Annotated in this window: 23 protein-coding genes; 12 read left to right on the forward strand and 11 right to left on the reverse strand. The window is 62.3% G+C overall.

Translation table 11 applies throughout. The features are described from left to right. Positions 1–36 precede the first annotated feature (36 nt). Together IC232_RS30540 and IC232_RS30545 are read right to left on the reverse strand one after the other, a co-directional pair. The gene (locus IC232_RS30540) at positions 37–597 is read right to left on the reverse strand and encodes a DUF1016 N-terminal domain-containing protein (protein WP_190848701.1); all 561 of its coding nucleotides are present in this window, start codon (positions 595–597) and stop codon (positions 37–39) included. A 315-nt stretch (positions 598–912) separates the two neighbouring features. Beyond that, the gene (locus tag IC232_RS30545) at positions 913–1,863 is read right to left on the reverse strand and encodes a LysR family transcriptional regulator (protein WP_190848720.1); all 951 of its coding nucleotides are present in this window, start codon (positions 1,861–1,863) and stop codon (positions 913–915) included. Positions 1,864–2,000: 137 nt separating this feature from the next. Between IC232_RS30545 and IC232_RS30550 the strand changes: the two genes are divergently transcribed. Next, entirely contained in the window at positions 2,001–3,491 is a 1,491-nt protein-coding gene (locus tag IC232_RS30550; protein ID WP_190848702.1) for an MFS transporter, read from the forward strand. 294 nt (positions 3,492–3,785) lie between these two features. On the opposite strand, the gene IC232_RS33030 is transcribed toward IC232_RS30550, so the two are convergent. Next, positions 3,786–3,914, reverse strand: a complete 129-nt coding sequence (locus tag IC232_RS33030) for a hypothetical protein (protein WP_281413452.1) — start codon at positions 3,912–3,914, stop codon at positions 3,786–3,788. Positions 3,915–3,969: 55 nt separating this feature from the next. Here IC232_RS33030 and IC232_RS32165 point away from each other — a divergent pair, with 55 nt between their 5' ends. Together IC232_RS32165 and IC232_RS30560 are read left to right on the forward strand one after the other, a co-directional pair. Then, positions 3,970–4,317, forward strand: a complete 348-nt coding sequence (locus IC232_RS32165; RefSeq protein ID WP_210335556.1) for a hypothetical protein — start codon at positions 3,970–3,972, stop codon at positions 4,315–4,317. Positions 4,318–4,489: 172 nt separating this feature from the next. Beyond that, positions 4,490–4,783 (forward strand): SWIB/MDM2 domain-containing protein, encoded by a 294-nt coding sequence (locus tag IC232_RS30560; protein WP_190848704.1) that lies wholly within the window; start codon positions 4,490–4,492, stop codon positions 4,781–4,783. Between the two features lie 217 nt (positions 4,784–5,000). On the opposite strand, the gene IC232_RS30565 is transcribed toward IC232_RS30560, so the two are convergent. The 6 genes from IC232_RS30565 to IC232_RS30590 form a co-directional block, all read right to left on the reverse strand. Continuing rightward, entirely contained in the window at positions 5,001–5,441 is a 441-nt protein-coding gene (locus tag IC232_RS30565) for a hypothetical protein (RefSeq protein WP_190848705.1), read from the reverse strand. A gap of 403 nt (positions 5,442–5,844) precedes the next feature. Next, entirely contained in the window at positions 5,845–6,540 is a 696-nt protein-coding gene (locus IC232_RS30570; protein WP_190848706.1) for a response regulator transcription factor, read from the reverse strand. Positions 6,541–6,801: 261 nt separating this feature from the next. Next, positions 6,802–7,020, reverse strand: a complete 219-nt coding sequence (locus IC232_RS30575) for a hypothetical protein (RefSeq protein WP_190848707.1) — start codon at positions 7,018–7,020, stop codon at positions 6,802–6,804. Continuing rightward, positions 7,017–7,322, reverse strand: a complete 306-nt coding sequence (locus IC232_RS32755) for a DUF433 domain-containing protein (RefSeq protein WP_246812506.1) — start codon at positions 7,320–7,322, stop codon at positions 7,017–7,019. Before IC232_RS32755 ends, IC232_RS30575 begins: the two co-directional genes overlap by 4 nt. Next, positions 7,309–8,211 (reverse strand): hypothetical protein, encoded by a 903-nt coding sequence (locus tag IC232_RS32760; RefSeq protein ID WP_246812507.1) that lies wholly within the window; start codon positions 8,209–8,211, stop codon positions 7,309–7,311. Before IC232_RS32760 ends, IC232_RS32755 begins: the two co-directional genes overlap by 14 nt. 86 nt (positions 8,212–8,297) lie before the next feature. Further along, positions 8,298–8,774 carry a Y4oB family protein gene (locus IC232_RS30590; protein ID WP_190848710.1) on the reverse strand — a complete coding sequence of 159 codons (477 nt, stop codon included), beginning with the start codon at positions 8,772–8,774 and terminating at the stop codon, positions 8,298–8,300. A gap of 118 nt (positions 8,775–8,892) precedes the next feature. Between IC232_RS30590 and IC232_RS30595 the strand changes: the two genes are divergently transcribed. Both IC232_RS30595 and IC232_RS30600 read left to right on the forward strand, forming a co-directional pair. Then, positions 8,893–9,159, forward strand: coding sequence for a hypothetical protein (locus tag IC232_RS30595; RefSeq protein WP_190848711.1), 267 nt, complete (start codon positions 8,893–8,895; stop codon positions 9,157–9,159). Between the two features lie 201 nt (positions 9,160–9,360). After that, positions 9,361–10,299 (forward strand): tyrosine recombinase, encoded by a 939-nt coding sequence (locus IC232_RS30600; RefSeq protein WP_190848712.1) that lies wholly within the window; start codon positions 9,361–9,363, stop codon positions 10,297–10,299. Positions 10,300–11,429: 1,130 nt separating this feature from the next. Here the strand turns inward: IC232_RS30600 and IC232_RS30605 are convergent. Both IC232_RS30605 and IC232_RS30610 read right to left on the reverse strand, forming a co-directional pair. Continuing rightward, the gene (locus IC232_RS30605; RefSeq protein ID WP_190848713.1) at positions 11,430–12,413 is read right to left on the reverse strand and encodes a sensor domain-containing diguanylate cyclase; all 984 of its coding nucleotides are present in this window, start codon (positions 12,411–12,413) and stop codon (positions 11,430–11,432) included. A gap of 70 nt (positions 12,414–12,483) precedes the next feature. Beyond that, complete coding sequence (locus IC232_RS30610) at positions 12,484–13,659, reverse strand: YihY/virulence factor BrkB family protein (RefSeq protein ID WP_190848714.1); 1,176 nt, start codon at positions 13,657–13,659, stop codon at positions 12,484–12,486. 163 nt (positions 13,660–13,822) lie between these two features. Here IC232_RS30610 and IC232_RS30615 point away from each other — a divergent pair, with 163 nt between their 5' ends. The 7 genes from IC232_RS30615 to IC232_RS30645 form a co-directional block, all read left to right on the forward strand. Then, positions 13,823–14,533 (forward strand): sigma-70 family RNA polymerase sigma factor, encoded by a 711-nt coding sequence (locus IC232_RS30615; RefSeq protein ID WP_190848715.1) that lies wholly within the window; start codon positions 13,823–13,825, stop codon positions 14,531–14,533. A gap of 290 nt (positions 14,534–14,823) precedes the next feature. Next, positions 14,824–15,648 carry a TIGR02587 family membrane protein gene (locus tag IC232_RS30620; protein ID WP_312895268.1) on the forward strand — a complete coding sequence of 275 codons (825 nt, stop codon included), beginning with the start codon at positions 14,824–14,826 and terminating at the stop codon, positions 15,646–15,648. Positions 15,649–15,655: 7 nt separating this feature from the next. After that, complete coding sequence (locus tag IC232_RS30625) at positions 15,656–16,078, forward strand: TIGR02588 family protein (RefSeq protein ID WP_190848716.1); 423 nt, start codon at positions 15,656–15,658, stop codon at positions 16,076–16,078. 59 nt (positions 16,079–16,137) lie between these two features. Continuing rightward, positions 16,138–16,404, forward strand: coding sequence for a CorA family divalent cation transporter (locus IC232_RS30630; protein WP_210335558.1), 267 nt, complete (start codon positions 16,138–16,140; stop codon positions 16,402–16,404). Positions 16,405–16,607: 203 nt separating this feature from the next. Next, complete coding sequence (locus IC232_RS30635; protein WP_190848717.1) at positions 16,608–16,880, forward strand: hypothetical protein; 273 nt, start codon at positions 16,608–16,610, stop codon at positions 16,878–16,880. A gap of 8 nt (positions 16,881–16,888) precedes the next feature. Continuing rightward, entirely contained in the window at positions 16,889–17,077 is a 189-nt protein-coding gene (locus IC232_RS30640; protein ID WP_190848718.1) for a hypothetical protein, read from the forward strand. Between the two features lie 201 nt (positions 17,078–17,278). Continuing rightward, on the forward strand, positions 17,279–17,792 hold a 514-nt coding region (locus IC232_RS30645; protein WP_190848719.1), incomplete at its 3' end, for a helix-turn-helix domain-containing protein.

Below are 17,792 nucleotides of genomic sequence, written 5' to 3' on the forward strand. Positions count from 1 at the left end.
AGCCGATTGTGCTAACCTCTCCCATGGACGCCTCCCTCAAGTGGTGCTCAACACCTCCACTGTGGCACACCAAGGCCATTGGGAGGCGTCCACCCCATCACAACCCTCGAAGTTGGTGATGGCTTTGCCCTGGCGATGATACAGATCGCTTTCGATCTGGTGGACCAGGATGTTGCGGCTCCAGCCATGCTCGATGGCCTGACGGGCATACCAGAGACGCTCTGCCGGATCCTTCACGGCCTCGACCAGGCGAACATTGTGGCCCGACGGCAACCGTGCAACAACCTGTTGCACGATCTCCCGATCAGGATAGGCCTCGGCGAACGCCCGCATGTATTTAAGGTTTCGCCCCGAGAGGCCAGTCATCTCCGGGAATGCCTGCCGCAGATCTTCGCCGAGCCGGTCGATCACGCGAGCGCCCCAACCTTCGGTCGCCTGCCGGTCGAGGATGTCACTGCCGATGCTCCAGTAGAGAAGGATCAGCTCCTGGTTGACCGCGACAGCGGCCCGAAGACGGGCGGCACGGATCCGCTCCTTCAGCTCACTCAGAAGTGCTGTGTATCCGTTGAGTTCCGGCTCGGGAGGTATACGCACCATGGCATGACTTTAGCAGAGGGATGGGAGAGTCGCTGTAGCCGAAAGCTGTTACTTTTTAGCCTTTGATCCAAGCTGATTACAAACGAGATAACATCTTGTATAATCAACATTTCGACAAGAAGTCTGAACCCAGTGCCGTGTCAGAATCCGCTCACAGAAGGACCCCTCACGCTCCAGTCAATGGTGGGTGTAGCTCTGGCTCGTTGCTGAAACAGAAGCTCTCCTGGTGACTGCCGATGGGCTTCCGGCTGATTTCTCATTCGGTCTGTACCGTCAGGCCGGCTTTGCTCGTCGGTCGACCCCGTTTGAGACACTCTACGCCTTGGGCGAGGGCGACAAGCAGATGGTTTCTGCGCCCAATGCTGGATCGGGCAAAGGCCCCGAGCATGCAACCCGAACGCACTCCCGCAGCCAGCGATGCGCCGGATCCGCATCCAGCCTCGGATGCCAGAGCAATGAAACGGTGATCTCAGGCACAGGGACCGGCAGGGAGAAACTGTGCATTCCGGCGCGCAGGCCCTCGGTGTGGCGTTCTGGAACGGTGGCGATCAGGTCGGAACTCCGCGCCAGGGCCAGCGCGGTCGAGAAGCCACCGACGATGGTGGCAGCCTGCCGTTCCAGCCCTGATTCTTCCAGGGCGTCGTCGACCGGTCCCCGGTCGAGTCCTCGCCGTGAGACGAGAATGTGCCTGCCGGCGGCATAACGGGCAAGGGTGACCTTGCCTTCGCTGAGCGGATGCCCGGGTCTCACCGCCCCGATGAAGCGGTCGCGGAACAAGCCCCGGGCACGCACCTCCGGCCCCATCGTCTTCCCCACCACCCCCGTCTCCAGATCGATGGTGCCCTCGCGAAGCGGTGCACTGTCCCTGTCCGGCTTCGGGAGGAAGCACAGGCGGACGCCCGGCGCCTCCTTGCTGACGCGGGCGATCAGGCCCGGTCCAAAGGTCTCCACGAAGCCTTCGCTGGTCCGCAACGTGAACGTCCGTACAAGTCGTGCCAGATCGAGCGCCTCGGCCGGGCGCAGAACCGCCTCCGCGTCCTGCACGATCCGACCGACCTGTTCACGGAGCTCGAGTGCCCGGGGTGTCGGAACGAGACCGCGGCCGGCCCTCACCAGCAGCGGATCGCCCGTTGTCTCCCGCAGTCGTGCCAGTGCCCGACTCATTGCCGAGGGGCTGAGCCGCAACCGCCGGGCCGCTCGCGCAACGCTGCCTTCCGTCAGCAGGACATCAAGGGTGACGAGCAGGTTGAGATCGGGATGCGACATGTCCCGACCGTAGCACAATTCCATGATCATGTGGCGTCGCGTGCACGAATAAGCTGCAAACGGTGCGCCTTCTGCCATGTCGGGCAGAAGACTACGCTTCTGCCAGCTCCAATGCCGGAGTGGCAGGGAACGAAGCCATGTTGAAGCAGGTCGCTTACGAGAAACTGGAACCAGGGGCCGAAGGGGCGAAGCTGACGCCCTCGGCGAGGTGGGCGCTGGCCAGCCTTTCCCTGTCCATGCTGTTGTCAGCACTCGGCACCAGCGTTGCCAACATCGCTCTACCGACCCTGGCGCAGGCGCTCAGCGCCTCCTTCCAGGACATCCAATGGGTCGTCCTCGCCTATCTCCTGGCCGTCACTGCCCTGGTCATCAGCGCCGGGCGGCTCGGCGACATCGTCGGCCGCCGACGGCTGCTGCTGGCCGGGATCGGCCTGTTCACGACGGCCTCGTTGTTCTGCGGCGTTGCGCCCACGCTCTGGCTGCTCATCGCCGCCCGGGCGGCGCAGGGGATGGGAGCGGCCGTCATGATGGCTCTGACCATGGCCTATGTCGGCGAGACGGTTCCGAAGGCGAAGACCGGAAGCGCCATGGGGCTGCTCGGAACCATGTCTGCGGTCGGCACCGCTCTCGGTCCATCGCTCGGCGGACTTCTCATTTCCGGCTTTGGCTGGCGGGCGATCTTTCTCGTCAACGTGCCGCTGGGCGTCCTGACCTTCCTTCTCGCGTACCGCTGCCTTCTCGGCGACAAGGCCACGCAGTCAGAAGGGGCTGGCTTTGACTGGATGGGTACGCTGCTGCTGGCACTGACGCTTGCGGCGTATGCACTGGCCACGACGGCCGGACGCGGCAGCTTCGGCGAGCTTAACCTGATCCTGCTGGTGGCAGCCGTCCTCGGGATGGGCCTCTTCGTGCTCGTGGAGGCACGAGTCGCCTCACCTCTGATCCGCCTGGGCATGTTCCGCAATCAGATCCTGAGGGCCGGCCTGGGCATGAGTGCGCTCGTCATGACGGTGATGATGGCAACCCTGGTGGTCGGGCCGTTCTATCTCGCGCGCGGGCTCGGGCTCGATGCGGCACGGGTCGGGCTCGTCATGTCCACCGGTCCGCTGGTCGCCGCGCTGATGGGCATCCCGGCCGGCTACCTCGTCGACCGCTTCGGCGCCGGGCGCATGACCAGGGTCGGACTTGTCGCGGCCGCGGCCGGTTCGTTCGCCCTCTCCATGATCCCGGCGGCTTTTGGCATCCCCGCGTACGTCGCCCCGCTTGTTGTCGTCACCGCTGGCTATGCGCTGTTTCAGGCCGCCAACAATACCGCGGTCATGACGGGCGTGGGCCAAGACCAGAGGGGCGTGGTGTCTGGCATGCTGAACCTGTCGCGCAACCTCGGGCTCATCACCGGCGCGTCCGTTATGGGTGCCGTCTTCGCGCTCGCATCAGTAACGACCGACATCACGACGGTGCCGGCCGATGTGGTTGCCACCGGGATGAGGGTCACGTTCGCAGTCGCCGCGGGTCTGGTCCTGGCAGCGCTCGCCATCTCAGTCGGCCGCCCCGCGTTAGCAACACAACCCTCACTCAGATTGATCGAGGATCGTGCTGTTGAGGGCGGGCACATAAAAGTTCGATGAGGCGCAGAATCCGAATGGCGACCAACAGTGGACACTCAGATGTTCTCCCCCGTCGCTGCAGCTTGAGATGGTGTGTGCGAACTGAACAGCCACGTTTCCATTGTTAGTATTGAGGATCACTCTTCCTCGGTACGGCCGGCTTGCGGCCTCAGCAAACGAAGGAATGACCATGGCTACGAAACAGAAGGATAGCGGTTCACAACCCAGCAGAGCCCGGAAAGCGCCGAAGAAGTCGGCCTCGAAGTCCGCCTCCCGGCCTGCCACGAAGAAGGAAGCTGGCGCTCCCAAGCGGGCTCAGCCCAAGGCGATGGCCGGCTCCCGGTCCGCGACGAAGTCCCAGGCTGTTCCCGCGAAGTCGCGGTCCTCTAAGGGAGCGCGGACAGCGGCACGTTCGACATCCGGTACATCGAGGTCGCGTTCCACAACGCAGGCCCGCTCCGCATCCCGCTCGCGGTCACAGGGCAGCCTGCTGAACCCGATGGCCTGGCTCTCGAGCCTTGAGGCTACGCTCACCTCCCCGCAGGCGCGCGCGGTGATGGCGGAGGCCCTCAGGGCGGTCGCGAACGTGCTCGAGAAGCCGCAGGGCGGCGAGCAGCGACAGGGCAGCGCAACGCAGGAGGGCAGGGAAGCCGTGTCGGCCGCGGGAAGCCTTGGCGCCGAGATCGTTGCTGCTCCTCTGGAGGTCGCAGCGGCTGCTATCGGAGCCGCAGGGGAGGTCGTGACGAGCGCACTCGGTGGTTCGTCGGGCGAAGACCGCAGCAGTGGTGAGAGCAGCAAGGGCCGCAGACGGTCCTCCTCGCGCAAGAAGTCATCGGCAGGCGACTAGCCAACGCAGTGATCGGCCGGCCAGAAAGCAGATCCTCCAGGCTCAGCCCTGTCCGGCCGACGTCGACGCTTGATGAACGCTCCAGATCAAGAGGCTGTTAGCTCTTTGATCGCCATAGTCGCGACATCTTGCCCTCACACATGACCGAGGGAGGTAACAATGGAGTTTGAAAATGGCCGCATCAAAGACAGCGAACACTGGCACAACAGCAGCCAAGAAGCTGAACTCGGCCTTGGCGAAGCCGTTGCAGCCCTCGAAAGAACTCGCCGCCATTGTCGGCTCTTCCCCGCTGCCTCGCACGGAGGTGGTGAGCAAGGTGTGGGAGTATATCAAGGCCAACGATCTCCAGAACCCCGAGAACAAGCGCGAGATCCTGGCGGATGACAAGCTCCAGGCTGTCTTCGGCGGCAAGAGCAAGGTCAGCATGTTCGAGATGAACAAGTACTTCGCCCAGCATCTCTCCTGAACTCGCTCCTCATGGGACGACACGCCCACCCGCCAGAAGTCTGGCGGGTGGGCGTGAATGGCCTTGCGTCAGCGGCTCTCAATCAGACCGCTTCCAGGATTTCCGTAGTCCACGACCGACTGCGCGTCAGGGCGAAACGTGCGAGCAACTCTTCTGGTGAGAAGGGCGGGGAGTGGGTTCGGGCACGCAGCGTTGCTGAGGCGGACCCGGACCTAGATCAGGCTGCAAGGAAGAGTTCGTTCTGCAGCCAAGGAGCGCAGGCTCTTCTTCCGTTCGGGCGTGCCGCTGCGATACGCTCCTGAAAGCGCTCTTGAGCTTCTTTGAGCAGACGGCGTTTTCGGACGATGGGTTGGGAAGCGCGTGAGGTGTCCTGCACAATGGCAGCCGCTGCCGCGTACAGATCGGCTGTTGCGGCATCCAGGCCAGGATCTCGCTCGAATAGACCAACCAGGCTTGTCAGGTGCTGCCTGAGGAGTGTCTGCAGTTCACAAAGATAAGGCTGATCTCCTCCGAACTCGATGGTGTTCAGGGTTGGGGCGATTAACGCCAACTTCTCCTCGATCGTGTCGGTGAACCGTTTATCCGCCATGAGCAACTGTCTCCAGGTCAGAGAAAGCCCGCCTAGCCCTTGAGCCCCACGTGAAGCATGCGCCTTCATGGTTAACCGATGCTTTCATACGGCTGAGGAGAGCGACGCGACAAAGGTCTGGCGCCATTCCATCGCGGTCACAGTCCTCGGGCGATACCGGAACCCGTCGCGTGCGCCCTGGTGGGAGGTCCGGTGCTTTGCCTTCAGGCCGGAGCGCTTCTGTTGCGACGACCGTTGACGCTCATCAGCGACACATTAGGATGGTGGCGCGGTGTTGCAACCGGCATCGCACACGCCCTAGCTGAAGTTTGGAAGAGGCTTCAGTTGGGGCGTTCTCATTGCGACAGGTGGCGACGGTGCCACAGGCTGGGGTGAGGGGACTGGCTCCACAAGGGCAGTAGAAACTAGAAAACCTGCACTCCGCTGACAGAACGCTGGCAGCGGATGTGAGCTGTGATCGTGGCCTTGAGACTTAGCTTGCTAACTTGACGAGCTGCGGCTCCCGCAGCATGTAGCCGCGGCCCCAGACCGTCTCGATGTAGTCCCTGCCGCCAGAGGCCTTTGCGAGCTTCTTGCGCAGCTTGCAGATGAACACGTCGATGATCTTGATCTCAGGTTCGTCCATACCGCTGTACAGATGATTGAGGAGCATCTCTTTGGTCAACGTGCTCCCCTGGCGCTGAGCCAGGAACGCCAGGATCTTGTACTCCGTGCCGGTCAGGTTCACCGGGCGTCCTGCGACCTCAGCCTGTTGTGCCCGAGGGCTGATCGTCAGATCGCCGCATTGAAGGACAGCTTCAGTCTGATCGGACGAGCGGCGGATGATCGCCTGCATGCGGGCGATGAGTTCGTCCTTGTGAAACGGCTTGATGAGGTAATCATCGGCGCCATAGCCCAAGCCTCTGACTTTGTTCTGGATACCGTCCAGGCCTGAAAGGATCAGGACGGGGGTGCTCACCTTGGCAAGCCGCAGCTGTCGCAGGACATCGTAGCCTGACATGTCCGGGAGGTTGAGGTCGAGCAGGATGATGTCGTAGTCGGGGAGCCGACCGAGATCGATGCCGTGCTCGCCCAGATCGGCCACGGAGATCCGGACGTTGAGGCGCTGCAGCATGAGCTGAATGCTCTGAGTGACAGAGATGTCATCCTCGATCAGCAACACCCGCATCTCACCACCTCCCAGAGACCTCAGCCAATGTGAGGGAAGTATGCTCAACGAGGAGTTAACGTTGATGGTACATCGCCGCCTTCACTGCGCCGTTCCCGTTGCAGTCTTCAAAAGACTTAGCCGGCTAAGTAAATACGCATAATATTACTTTTGACAAGAAGTCTGCTGATTGGCTGACAGCGTGGCCCCTCGCACTCGATATGGCCGAAGTTGCAACAAACGTTTCGGTTGCCTCGATACGTAAGTGGTCCTGGCAAACGGTTATCGCGTGAGAGCCTCGATCTCGACATCGGTTAGCCGGCGCTCATGCCCGTCTGGCATCATCACACACAAGCAACCCGCAGCGTCCGTGAAGTACACAGGATTCCCTGCTTTTTGATGCTCCGTGACTGCCTCGGCGACCGCCTCTCGGATCGCGCTCTTGAGCTGCTCGGACCATTCACGTCCTCCGTACTCAAGATCCTCAGGCTCGGCGATCATCCCTTCCTCCGCGGTATCTGCCCGGACCTCACGGGAGTTGTGCCTGTCCATGGTGAAATCCCGCGAGTCCGACCCTGCAATGGATTGGCCTGAGCATAAGCGACAGCCAGATCCAGATGGTGCTCTTTGATGGTGGGGTAGGCTGCCAGGATACGATCCCGCGGGATGCCTGCATTCACGGATGCAGCCACGTCATAGACCAAGACCCGTGTGCCCTTGATGACCGGCATGCCACCCAGGATTTCCGGATCCGAGACAATCGTGTCGTCCTGCTTGGCATTCGTATCCTCACTGGTAGTCATTCGCACCTTCCGCAGCCCGAACAACCTCTTCGATGTGCCCTGACCGCAGCCGGTCGATCGGCGCTGCACTATCGGTGTACTGATTAGGCGTAACCAACCACTCCCACGCCTCCTCAGGGGACGGGAAGTACCCCGCAACCCGGTCGATGCCTTCGATCGGTCTGGCGTGCTCAAACTGGCGCTCCGGATAGACGAACTCATGGGCGTCTTTGCGGAAGGCAATGACCGTCCCATTATCTCGCCACAGATCGAGCGTCGCGGCGGAGGTACCGAGCTCCTCCGCGATGCGGGCAACTCCAAGGATCTCGGACGCCGCCCAGTTTGTGGAGTCATCATCGACCGTGATTTCGTCCAGCAGCGCTTTACCCTCTTCCAGGCTGACCAGGAGCCCGAGGCCAGATCCCTTCATGACAAGAACACCCTTCCCGGTACCGCCGAGCGGCCGATCCGTAATGTCGCCCGAGGTGTCCTCTGTTGACAGCACCTGTCTCGGATCCTGTCCTTTATGGACCCGAGCGATGTCGATGACGTCCTCGAGGCGGCCTGCTTTCAGAGCCTCAAGCGGGGAAAGCCCTTCCAGCGCCTCATCCGGGACCAGGAGCCATTCAAGCCGCATCCAGTCGTGCCGGATCGCCATCATTGCCAAGACCTCGGGGAGGCCCGTCACGATCCCGTGCGGCGTGAACTGACAGGCCGGGTAACAGTAGCTTTCAGCCAACCTGACGGCGATAAGCTCCCCCGCCTTACGCCGCTTCTCGACTAATGGCTCAGAGATTGCGAGGATCGCAGCGACCTCCGAGAGCGTGTAGAGCCCACCGGCCATATCGATCAGTTCAGCCTTCCGTACCTCGCCGGCCGCTATCATTTCGGCTATCGCTTTCTCGGTCATCCCAGTAGTAAGTCTCCGTGTGCGTCTCCGATGATCTGCAGATTGCTCATCGGCGAGAGGCAATCAGTCGCCTCTCCTCCGTGCGCTCATGGGTAGATTCCATGCTCAATCTGGCCAAGAAGCCGGAGAACCCGGTCGGTCTTACCCTGAGTCATCAGATCAAGGGGCGTGGCTAGCAGCACCTGATTAGGCCGGACCAACCAGCTCAGTCCCCGCTCCCCGAAGACCTCTTGTGCTCTCCCGATGACCGTAGCGATCTCCGGTCCAGATCCTTTGAGAGACTTAAGCTGCTCGATTTGCTCCTTGAGACGGTCAATCGCTTGGTCAATGGCGTGGTCGGTGTTTGCCGTCGTGTAGGGCTTGAAGTCTCGATCTGGTTCAAGGGGCGGCACGTGATCTCTCCCGCGAAGGAACCTCAAGAGCACGAACTGGCCAGCCTCAGTGACTATGAGCTCCTCCGGTGAACGCCCGCCGAACCACTGGTGCGGCGTCTTCAGGAAGTCCTCAGGATCATCGTACAGATCAGCAATGAGGGCGAAGATCTCGTCGGCCATCTGTGTCATGGACGAGAGTCTAGCATCACGGCTGATTGCGGCCAATTCTGTCGGAGGACACAATTGCAATTGTAGTGTCGTGAAACATAATCCTGATCATGGGTACGGGGTTCTCTGTCGGACGGTCATGACCCTCACCAAGTCTCATCAAGCCATCATGGCGGCGATCGAACGCCACTGGACGGTCCATGCGCTCCGGCGATTTCGCGAGCGCTACAATCTCGACGATTATGATCCTGCCTCCTTGATCGACCTGGTTGATCGGATCGAGCTCAAGTACCGAGTTGCATTCGCAAGCCCTTACTGGGCCCCCTACTCCAGGGTCATGGTCGTCGCCAAGCTGACACGCTGCAATCTGGCAGCATCCTCGAAGGTGAGGATCGTCTACCAGTGACGAGAGCAGATGATTGTGACGGTACTTCCGTTGAAGCTGGACCCGAACCGCCGAAACAAGCTCAAGACCCTAACGGTATGAAACCAATCGCACTGGATCGAACTCGGCCAAGAACTGCGATTATGGCAGGTGGTTGCTGCAGAGTTTTGACAAGAAGTCTGTAACCAGTGATGTGGCAGGGTCCCCTTACAGGAGGATCACATGCGGACCAATCAGCGGCTGGCCCAGCTCTGGCTCGACGCTCTGGCGACCGAGCTTGGGGCCTCGGCCGGTACCATCGACACCTACACCGATGACCTCAACTGCTATCTCGCCTGGCTCAATGAGAACAGCCTCGGCCTGGACGAGGTCGGCCTGGAGCAGATCCGCGACTACATCGCCGCTGTCGACGGGTGCGGCTATGCCGGCTCAACCATCGCCCGCCGCATCACGGTCGTGCGTGGCCTGCACAAGTTCCTGATCGCCGAGGAACTCGGCTCCCGTGATCCCACCGCTCATCTGGCGGCCATGAAGCGGTCACGCAAGCTGCCCTTCGTCCTGTCCGTGGCCGAGACCGAAGCGCTCCTGGAGACAGCCCATAGGCTGGCGGCCGATCCCTCGGTCGGACTCTACCGGCAGGCGGGCTATGCCCGGCGCGCTGCCTTGTTCGAGACGCTGTATGCCTCCGGCATGCGCATCAGTGAGGCCCTGTCGCTGCCCTCCGATGCCGCCCCTGCGGGCACCCGGATGCTGCTGGTGCGCGGCAAGGGCGACAAGCAGCGCCTCGTACCGCTGCACGAGCGGGCGATCGAGGCCCTCGCCCTTTGGCAAAAGCTGGCTCGCGCCTGTTCCGGCGGAGCGCCCTCGCCGTGGCTGTTCCACTCGGTGCGCAACGGAGCCAAGGCTCTGACACGCCAAGCCGCCCTGCTGGAGATCAAGGAGGTAGCGGTCACGGCCGGGCTCTCCAGCCCCGAGCGGGTGTCACCGCATGTGCTGCGCCATGCCTTTGCCACCCACATGCATTCCGGCGGCACCGACCTGCGGGTGCTGCAGGAGCTGCTCGGCCATGCCGGTATCGAGACCACCCAGATCTACACCCATCTGGACACCTCCCGCCTCCATCAGATGGTCCGTGATCTCCACCCGCTTAATCACGAGTAAGATCCAAATTTAGAGTCTATCCGCCCTTGTAATCTCGCCAGCAAAGTCATGCGCTTTACGGCAGTTTGCTCGAGGGCAGCATCCGATGCTGCCTCAAACTCATACCCGGCCGTCTCTCATGTGTTCGCACGCACATCGTTCCTACCGGCTAGGTGGATAGTCTTTGCCTCACCGTCAGGGAGGCCGAACCATGAAAACCGTCCTTTCGTACTGCTCGGCAAGGGTGTTCTCGACCGGATTGCTCCCGATGGTGGCTATGTGCCCTCGGCAACCGGGAGCCGAGAACGACAATGAGAGACAGCCTCCATTCCAGAAAGAAGCGGGAATAGCTCACAGCGGACACGTTCAGGTGTCCTAACCGATACAACTCCGATCCTCAGTCCCCTTACCTCATTTGAACTGCTGCGGCCGCAAAGCCAAACCCTTACGCTGAGCGGCCGCCCTGCAGTGGAGCCGCAAGCATGCAGCGTTTTGTGGTAACCCACACAAAGGAAGGCTTCTGGTCTGTATCCTGCCAGGAGCAAACCCTTGCCGTGTACCTGACTGAGGAACAGGCACTCGCGTCCGCTTTCATGCTGGCGTCGAGAAGCAGCAAACTTGGACTGAGAACAGTTGTTTCCCTCACCTCTGCAGCGGGTGGAGTCGAAACACATGCAGCGTCGGATCTGGTGTCTGGCTCTTTCATCAGACTGGATCGAAGGCCAACAGCGGCCGCAAACGACGTCTCTCTCCAACCATGACGTCATCCTGACGCTCCTCCAGAAGGTGCTGCATTCAGGCCGACTCCACCTGCACGCACTGCTGCCAGCGCTAGACATCGACATACGATCAAAGCACAAAAGCTTTCAGGCTCGATCGGGTTTCTGACCGCGATACCGGATCAGAACTCAGGGATTTGCGAGGAGACGATCGTCATGCGGCGCTCGACAACCTTCGACAAAACCTCGATCCGATCCAGGTCGCGCTCGCTCATCGCAATCAGTCCCATCCGCATTCTCCCGCATCGTTCAGAAGCGGGGAGTGTGACATTCCTACCTACTTTGCAGGATCAGGACATTCTAACTTTGCGGCTACAGGCAAGTTTCAATGCAAAGATTATGAAACCTGCCCAACCCGGAACGACGAGGGTGTTAAGTCCGGTCAGCCGTTTTCTCTTGTGCAGCAACATGACTCGGAGCGGCTCTGTCCATCCCGAAGCCGATCCTGGTGCAGTTCCGCCCCTCCGCCTTGGCAACGTAGAGGGCACGATCCGCCCGGTAGAGGATCGAGCTGCGGTCATCATGTGGCAATGCCGCCGTCAAGCCTGCGCTGAAGGCGATGGGGCGCCGTGTTGCCTGGTCAGGCATTGTCACAGGCGGGAAGCTGGCCCTGATTCCATTGATCAGGCGGTCCGCGTCGTCAAAGCGGTCATCCGCCAGCAGCAGGAACTCTTCGCCTCCGATCCGCCCAATGTGATTGCCAGGGCGCAGGCTCTCGCGGAAGATCTGCGCAAAATGCCGGAGAACCGCATCGCCGGCTTCATGCCCGTAGGTGTCGTTGACGGTCTTGAACTGGTCGATGTCGATGATCGCGACACACAGGCCGGCACCGGACGCCATGCCTGCCGCAAGGCCCTCGTCGAGGAGTTCGAGGATGTAACGCCGGTTCGGCAGCCCGGTGAGGAGATCCGTGCGCGAAGCAAGAAGAGCGGACTCGTGAGCCTGTCGTAGGGACTTCTCGTTGTGTTTCAGGGCCGAGATGTCCGTCCCCACCGTCATGACCCACCCGTTCGGCAGCAACGTGTGCTCGATCCAGAACCAGCGCCCGTCGAGAAGGTCAGTCTCAAAGGATTTCCGGCGGGTGCTCCTGCGGCGCGGCAGTGTTCTGGCGATGAGCGCCTCGACATCACCATCGTCGATCCTCACCCCAAACCCATTCGCGGCGCCGTACCGAAGAATGTCGGAGAAGGTGAAGGGGCCCTCGTAGTCCCGCAGGAACATGCCCCGATAGGTCTCGTTGGCGTACCGGAGATTATCCTCGGCATCGTAGACAGACACCGCTTGCCCGCTCCCGGCGAGCGCCTCGACGATGCTCTGGAGCGTTTCTTCATCGGGATCTGAAAGGAACTGCGGCATCCGAAAGACAGAAATCCTGGAGAGACAGACACTTTCTACACGGGATCCTCGGTCCGAGCCAACTGCCTCATTAGACCTTCGCCAGTCCCAGTGTGTCGGCCATGGTGGCGCCACGGGTGCCCATCGGCTTCTCGGGCCCTCGTGTGGTATCCTTCGCCGTCTGGTGCTCCATCTCGGCGTTGAGCTCAGCCCCGAGCACCACGACCACGCTTGAGATCCAGATCCACGTCATGAAGCCGATGACGGCGCCGAGTGAGCCGTAGGTCTCGTTGTAGCTGCCGAAGTTCGCCACGTACCAGGAGAACAGCATCGACACGACAAGCCAGAGCACGGCGGCCACGATCCCACCGGGCGTGACCCACTTCCACTCGGCCTTGTCGCGGCTTGGGCCGTAGCGGTACAGCACCGCCAGCCCGGCGATCACCGCAGCGAGAAGAACGGGCCAGCGCGCGATGGCGAGCAGCCACTCGATCCCGCTGCCGAGACCGACGAAGTCAAGGACGATCGGCAGCACCACAATCCCGGCCAGGGCGAGGAGGATGAACCCGACGGCTGCCAGCGTGAAGGTGAGGGACTCGAGGTTCAGCTTCACGAAGCTGTGCTTCTCCTCCTCATCGTAGACGATGTTGAGCGCGTCGAAGATCGCCTTCATGCCGGCGTTAGCGCTCCAGAGGGAGATGCCTAGTCCGATGATGAAGCTGACACCCAGCTTGCCCTCCCCCGCCGAGGCGATGCGGACCACCTGTTCCCGGATGATGTCGAAGGCACCGCCGGGCAGGACGCTGGAGAGTGCCGTCAGGTGATCCTGGATCGTAGCGGGATCCGCGAACAAGCCGTAGAGGGACACCAGGGCGCCGATCGCCGGAAACAGCGCCAGCAGGGCGTAGTAGGTCACGCCTGCAGCCACCGACATCAGGCGGTCCTGACCGAACTCCCCGTAGGTGCGCCACAGGATGTCCTGCCATCCCCTGACCAGGATCTCGGCCGGCGTGCCCGCCTCCCGTCCCCTGCCCGGCTCCGAGGCTGCGGCTGCCGGGACATGCTGTCCGATGTCCTGCGCTTCGGCCTCACGGCTAGTCTGCTCCGGAGGACCGGGCTCCCAGGCCGGAACCCTCGCGGTTGCCCTGCTCCCACCAGACACGAGCCGGACCAGGACCATGCCGGCCGCGACGGCCAGCAGGGTGGATGCCATGGACGGAGCAATATGCTTCTGGGGATTCTGGGACGGAGGGGGTGCAGCGGGCATAACGAATGCGAACTCTGGGGCGAACTGACGGGCCAGGCTTGGCCGTTAGGCTAACCGTAACATCAACACGTAAGTTCCACCCTGGCCGGCTCCGGCCCTGGCCGCGCGGCGCTCGCGGGTTACGACGGTTGAAATCAACCCCACTCGCGACATCTGTCCGGACATGACAAGCACCGTTTACGATCCCTCGTCCCCTCCTGACACCAATCCCATGCTCGATGCGGCTGTCCAAGCCCACCTCGGCATCCAGCTGCGGGACCTCTACGGCGATCCCGTGGAGATCAAGATGCCGCGGCGGCTCGCCCAGCTCGCCGACCGCGTAGCCCAAGTCATCCGCGCGCACACCGAGCCGGTGGACCAGGCCTTCGTCGACGGGATCATGGCCAGCCTGAAGTCGCTGCGCTCCTTCGCACTCTCGCTCACCCGCGACGTCCACCAGGCCGAGGACCTCGTGCAGGAGACGGTGCTGAAAGCCATCAGTAAGCACGAGAGGTTCGAGGCCGACACAAACCTGCAGGCCTGGCTCTTCACCATCCTGCGCAACCTGTTCTTCTCCGGCCACCGCAAGACCCAACGCGAGGTCGAGGATGCGGACGGCGCACATGCGGCGAAGCTGGTCGTGATCCCAGACCAGGAGGACCATATCGTCATCCAGGACCTCGAAGCCGCTCTCGCCAAGTTGCCGCGGGACCAGCGCGAGGCCATTCTGCTCATTGGCGCCGAGGGCATGGCCTACGAGGAGGCAGCCGAGGTGCTCGGCGTTAAGGTCGGGACAATCAAGAGCCGCGTCAACCGGGCCCGCAATCGCCTTGCCGAAATGATGGGGCTCTCAGGAGCGGACGGCATCGCCGCCGACCGCCACGTCAGATTCTAACAGAGGACGCGACGCGTTTCGAGGTCGAGCCTCAGCCGCTCTGGGGCGCTTCCTCCAGAAGCCCGCTTCCCTCTTCACCAAGGCGCCCGCGGTAAACGGCCTGCCAACCATCTCTACATCCTCGTTCAGCCGCCCTGGCTCTCATTCGCTGGTGTCTGCGGCCGTGGTCGGCACCGGATCAAGGCCCCGGCGCTTCCGGGAACTGGGTCCCTGGATCAAGGGTTCCCTTCTCAGCAGCCAAGCTTGTGCCGCCGCACAGCGCATGGAGCAGGTGAGTCAGGATAGGGAATGTGCCAGTGACAAGCGAACGCTACGCCATCGGCCTGGCTCGCGCCTTCGGCGGGGCGATCATCTTCGGCATACCCCTGCTGATGACCATGGAGATGTGGTCGCTCGGCTTTTCGATGGGCCGCGGCCGGCTGCTCCTGCTCATGGTCTTTACCCTCGCGGTGCTCGTGGGCCTCTCCTACTTCTCCGGCTTCGAGAAGACCTTCAGTCTCAAAGAGGACGCGATGGACGCGTTCGCGGCGTTTGGCGTCGGCGTGATCACATCCGCCGTGCTCCTCGTAGTGCTTGCGGTGATCACGTTTGACATGACCTGGAGCGAGATTGTCGGCCGGGTGGCGCTGCAGAGCGTGCCGGCGAGCATCGGCGCCATGCTCGGGCGCAAGCAGCTCGGGGATGAGCAGGACATGGACGCAGAGGAGGAACGCAAGCGTGAAGCGGGTTATGGCGGCGAGCTCTTCCTGATGGTGGCCGGCGCGCTGTTCCTCGCCTTCAACATGGCTCCAACGGAAGAGATGATCCTGATCGCGTTCCAGATGACGCCGTGGCACGTCCTGGCCCTGGGCGTACTCTCCATCCTGCTCTTGCACGTCTTCGTCTACAGCATCGGGTTCTCCGGCCAGGAGAGCCGGCCCGAGGGTGGCACCTTCCTGACAACCTTCTTGCACTTCACACTGGCCGGCTACGGCGTTGCCCTGCTGGTCAGCTTCTACGTGCTCTGGAGCTTCGGACGGACCGATGGCGTCTCCGTGGCCGAGATCGCGAACATGCTGGTGGTGCTGGGCTTCCCGGCCTCGCTCGGCGCCGCGACGGCGCGGCTGGTGGTGTGAGGGCGCGATGAACCGGGAACACAAGCAGGGTGGCAACGAGACCGGCAAGGTGGCGCCACAGGTGCCTTGGCTCGAGTGGGTGGCCTCCGGCGTCGGCCTCCTGTTGGTGCTCGGCGTCTTCGGCGTCATTGGATGGCAGTTGTTCAATGGCGCGACCGTGCCTCCGGTGATCACCGTTGAGGTTGAGAACGTGGCATTGGTGGAAGGCGGGCACCGGGTCCTGTTCCGGGCGCGCAACAGGGCGGGCGAAGCTGCCGCGCAGGTGGAGATCGAAGGAACAGTGTCCACGGCAGGTTCGGACCCCGAGACCAGCCGGGTCGTCCTTGACTACATTCCGGGGCACTCGGAGCAGGAGGGCGGGCTGTTTTTCCGCCGTGACCCGCGATCCGGTGCCCTGACCCTGCGGGCCACCGGGTTTGCAAACCCCTGACCACCCCACCGTCTACAGGAAGGGCGATGAGCAAGTGGGACTACGACCGGTAAGAGATCCTGGCGAACCATGCCCGCGATCTCGTCAACGGGTCGTTCGAGCTCTTCAGCACCCGTACCGCCGAATCCACCAACGAACTGGTGCTGCGCCTGACCTTTATGAGAATGCTGCTGGGCGCCGTCGGGGCCATTGCTGGCATCTTCAGCATGAACTTCGAGACGCCGTACCTGCAATCGGGCGTGCTGGGCTTCTGGTCGGTGATCGGGGTTCTCGTCACCATCACGGTCGGAGAGATCTTGATTGCCCGGCTTAAGGACTGGATCTAGCCCTTACGATGCGTTGTTGGCCTCATGGCTCTAGGGAATAGTGGGCAGATGATCAGGCTGAGAAGAACGCCTCCCGTCATGACTAATAGCGCCTCCCATAGCGGCGGGTGGCCGAGGCCAGTCAAAGGTCTGCGGCTTCCTGCGGCGGTGCGGTAGCACGGATGCGACCACCATCAAGTACCTTTGGGCGGATGCGGGTGCGATTGCCGCGCCTGTTCTACGGCCATCGCCCGGCCGCTGTCGCCTTCCAGGCGGGCCTGCTGGCCATCGACATCGCAGCCATCGGCTACTTCATCGCCACCAGCTTCGTGGACGACGAAGGGATGCCGCTCCATCGCCACCCGGCACGAGAAGCTCGCCTTGAACTTCGCCGCGATGTTGAAGCTCGCGCTCCTGCGCCAGTACCTGCGTATGCTCAGGCCGTCAGACAGGAGCTAGGACTTCACCACCTTCAGGCCGGCTTCTCCCCACTGTGATTAGACTGATGGTCCTGGCCGCGGCAGGGGTCGCCTTGCTGGTCGTGATGCTCATAGGGTTCTTCGTCGTGCTCCCTCTGGTGCTGGCTGGCGGTATCGCGTCGTACTTCTATCTTCGACGCCACCTGCGTCAGGCACAGCGCCGCTCCCGGGATGGCGTGATCGACGCAGAGTACACGGTGATCGACCGCCGGTAGAGTGCACTGGACCCCTGTCGATCTGCGATCTGCCGAGAGCCCTGATCCTCCCGGCAAGGCTGAGAAAGACGATCCTTCACTCCCAGCCCGCACCGCTTGATGTTTGCTCCCCTCACTAGTTGTGGGATCTGAGGAGGTTGTTCATCCCGTCTGAGAGCCTGAAGGTGGTCGTTGCGACACGATTACCGATGGACCTGAGAGATGAACAACCCGCACCAGAATGCCCGCACGACCCGCTTGGGTCGAGCGGAAATGATCCGCCGCATCGTTGAGGACGGTCAGCCAATCCGAGAGGTGGCCCGAGGCTTTGGCATCAGCGAGCGCACCGCCCGCAAGTGGCTGGCCCGCTACAAGGCAGAGGGGCCAAGCGGACTGGAGAACCGCTCCTCCTGCCCAAAGACCGTTGCCAATCGCACGGCTGAGTACTGGATCGGTGTGATTGAGATGCTGCGACGGGAGTATCGGCTCACCGCCGAGGAGATCGCCGGCAAGCTGAAGCTGGCCCGCTCCACCGTGGCGGCCTGGCTCACCCGGCGCGGCTTGGGTCGCCTGACAGCCCTGGAGCCGAAGCAGCCGCCCCGCCGCTATCAGCGCCAGCATCCCGGGGAGTTGATCCACCTGGACATCAAGAAGCTGGTCCGCTTCGAGCGGGTGGGCCATCGCATCACGGGCGACCGGCGCAACCCCAGCACCGGTGCAGGCCACGATTGCTTTC

It is taken from the genome of Microvirga sp., from assembly GCF_014699075.1.
In the GTDB taxonomy this organism is placed as follows: domain Bacteria; phylum Pseudomonadota; class Alphaproteobacteria; order Rhizobiales; family Beijerinckiaceae; genus Microvirga.

Bases quoted from the DNA above. Each gene is read 5' to 3' on its own strand.
- IC232_RS32760 (WP_246812507.1), bottom strand. From the start codon at position 8,211: ATGACCGAGAAAGCGATAGCCGAAATGATAGCGGCCGGCGAGGTACGG.
- IC232_RS30590 (WP_190848710.1), bottom strand. From the start codon at position 8,774: ATGACACAGATGGCCGACGAGATCTTCGCCCTCATTGCTGATCTGTAC.
- IC232_RS30560 (WP_190848704.1), top strand. From the start codon at position 4,490: ATGGCCGCATCAAAGACAGCGAACACTGGCACAACAGCAGCCAAGAAG.
- IC232_RS30575 (WP_190848707.1), bottom strand. From the start codon at position 7,020: ATGATCGCCGAGCCTGAGGATCTTGAGTACGGAGGACGTGAATGGTCC.
- IC232_RS30550 (WP_190848702.1), top strand. From the start codon at position 2,001: ATGTTGAAGCAGGTCGCTTACGAGAAACTGGAACCAGGGGCCGAAGGG.
- IC232_RS30540 (WP_190848701.1), bottom strand. From the start codon at position 597: ATGGTGCGTATACCTCCCGAGCCGGAACTCAACGGATACACAGCACTT.
- IC232_RS30545 (WP_190848720.1), bottom strand. From the start codon at position 1,863: ATGTCGCATCCCGATCTCAACCTGCTCGTCACCCTTGATGTCCTGCTG.
- IC232_RS30615 (WP_190848715.1), top strand. From the start codon at position 13,823: ATGACAAGCACCGTTTACGATCCCTCGTCCCCTCCTGACACCAATCCC.
- IC232_RS32165 (WP_210335556.1), top strand. From the start codon at position 3,970: ATGGCCTGGCTCTCGAGCCTTGAGGCTACGCTCACCTCCCCGCAGGCG.
- IC232_RS30610 (WP_190848714.1), bottom strand. From the start codon at position 13,659: ATGCCCGCTGCACCCCCTCCGTCCCAGAATCCCCAGAAGCATATTGCT.
- IC232_RS30600 (WP_190848712.1), top strand. From the start codon at position 9,361: ATGCGGACCAATCAGCGGCTGGCCCAGCTCTGGCTCGACGCTCTGGCG.
- IC232_RS30640 (WP_190848718.1), top strand. From the start codon at position 16,889: ATGGTCCTGGCCGCGGCAGGGGTCGCCTTGCTGGTCGTGATGCTCATA.
- IC232_RS32755 (WP_246812506.1), bottom strand. From the start codon at position 7,322: ATGACTACCAGTGAGGATACGAATGCCAAGCAGGACGACACGATTGTC.
- IC232_RS30605 (WP_190848713.1), bottom strand. From the start codon at position 12,413: ATGCCGCAGTTCCTTTCAGATCCCGATGAAGAAACGCTCCAGAGCATC.
- IC232_RS30595 (WP_190848711.1), top strand. From the start codon at position 8,893: ATGACCCTCACCAAGTCTCATCAAGCCATCATGGCGGCGATCGAACGC.
- IC232_RS30565 (WP_190848705.1), bottom strand. From the start codon at position 5,441: ATGAAGGCGCATGCTTCACGTGGGGCTCAAGGGCTAGGCGGGCTTTCT.
- IC232_RS30570 (WP_190848706.1), bottom strand. From the start codon at position 6,540: ATGCGGGTGTTGCTGATCGAGGATGACATCTCTGTCACTCAGAGCATT.
- IC232_RS30625 (WP_190848716.1), top strand. From the start codon at position 15,656: ATGAACCGGGAACACAAGCAGGGTGGCAACGAGACCGGCAAGGTGGCG.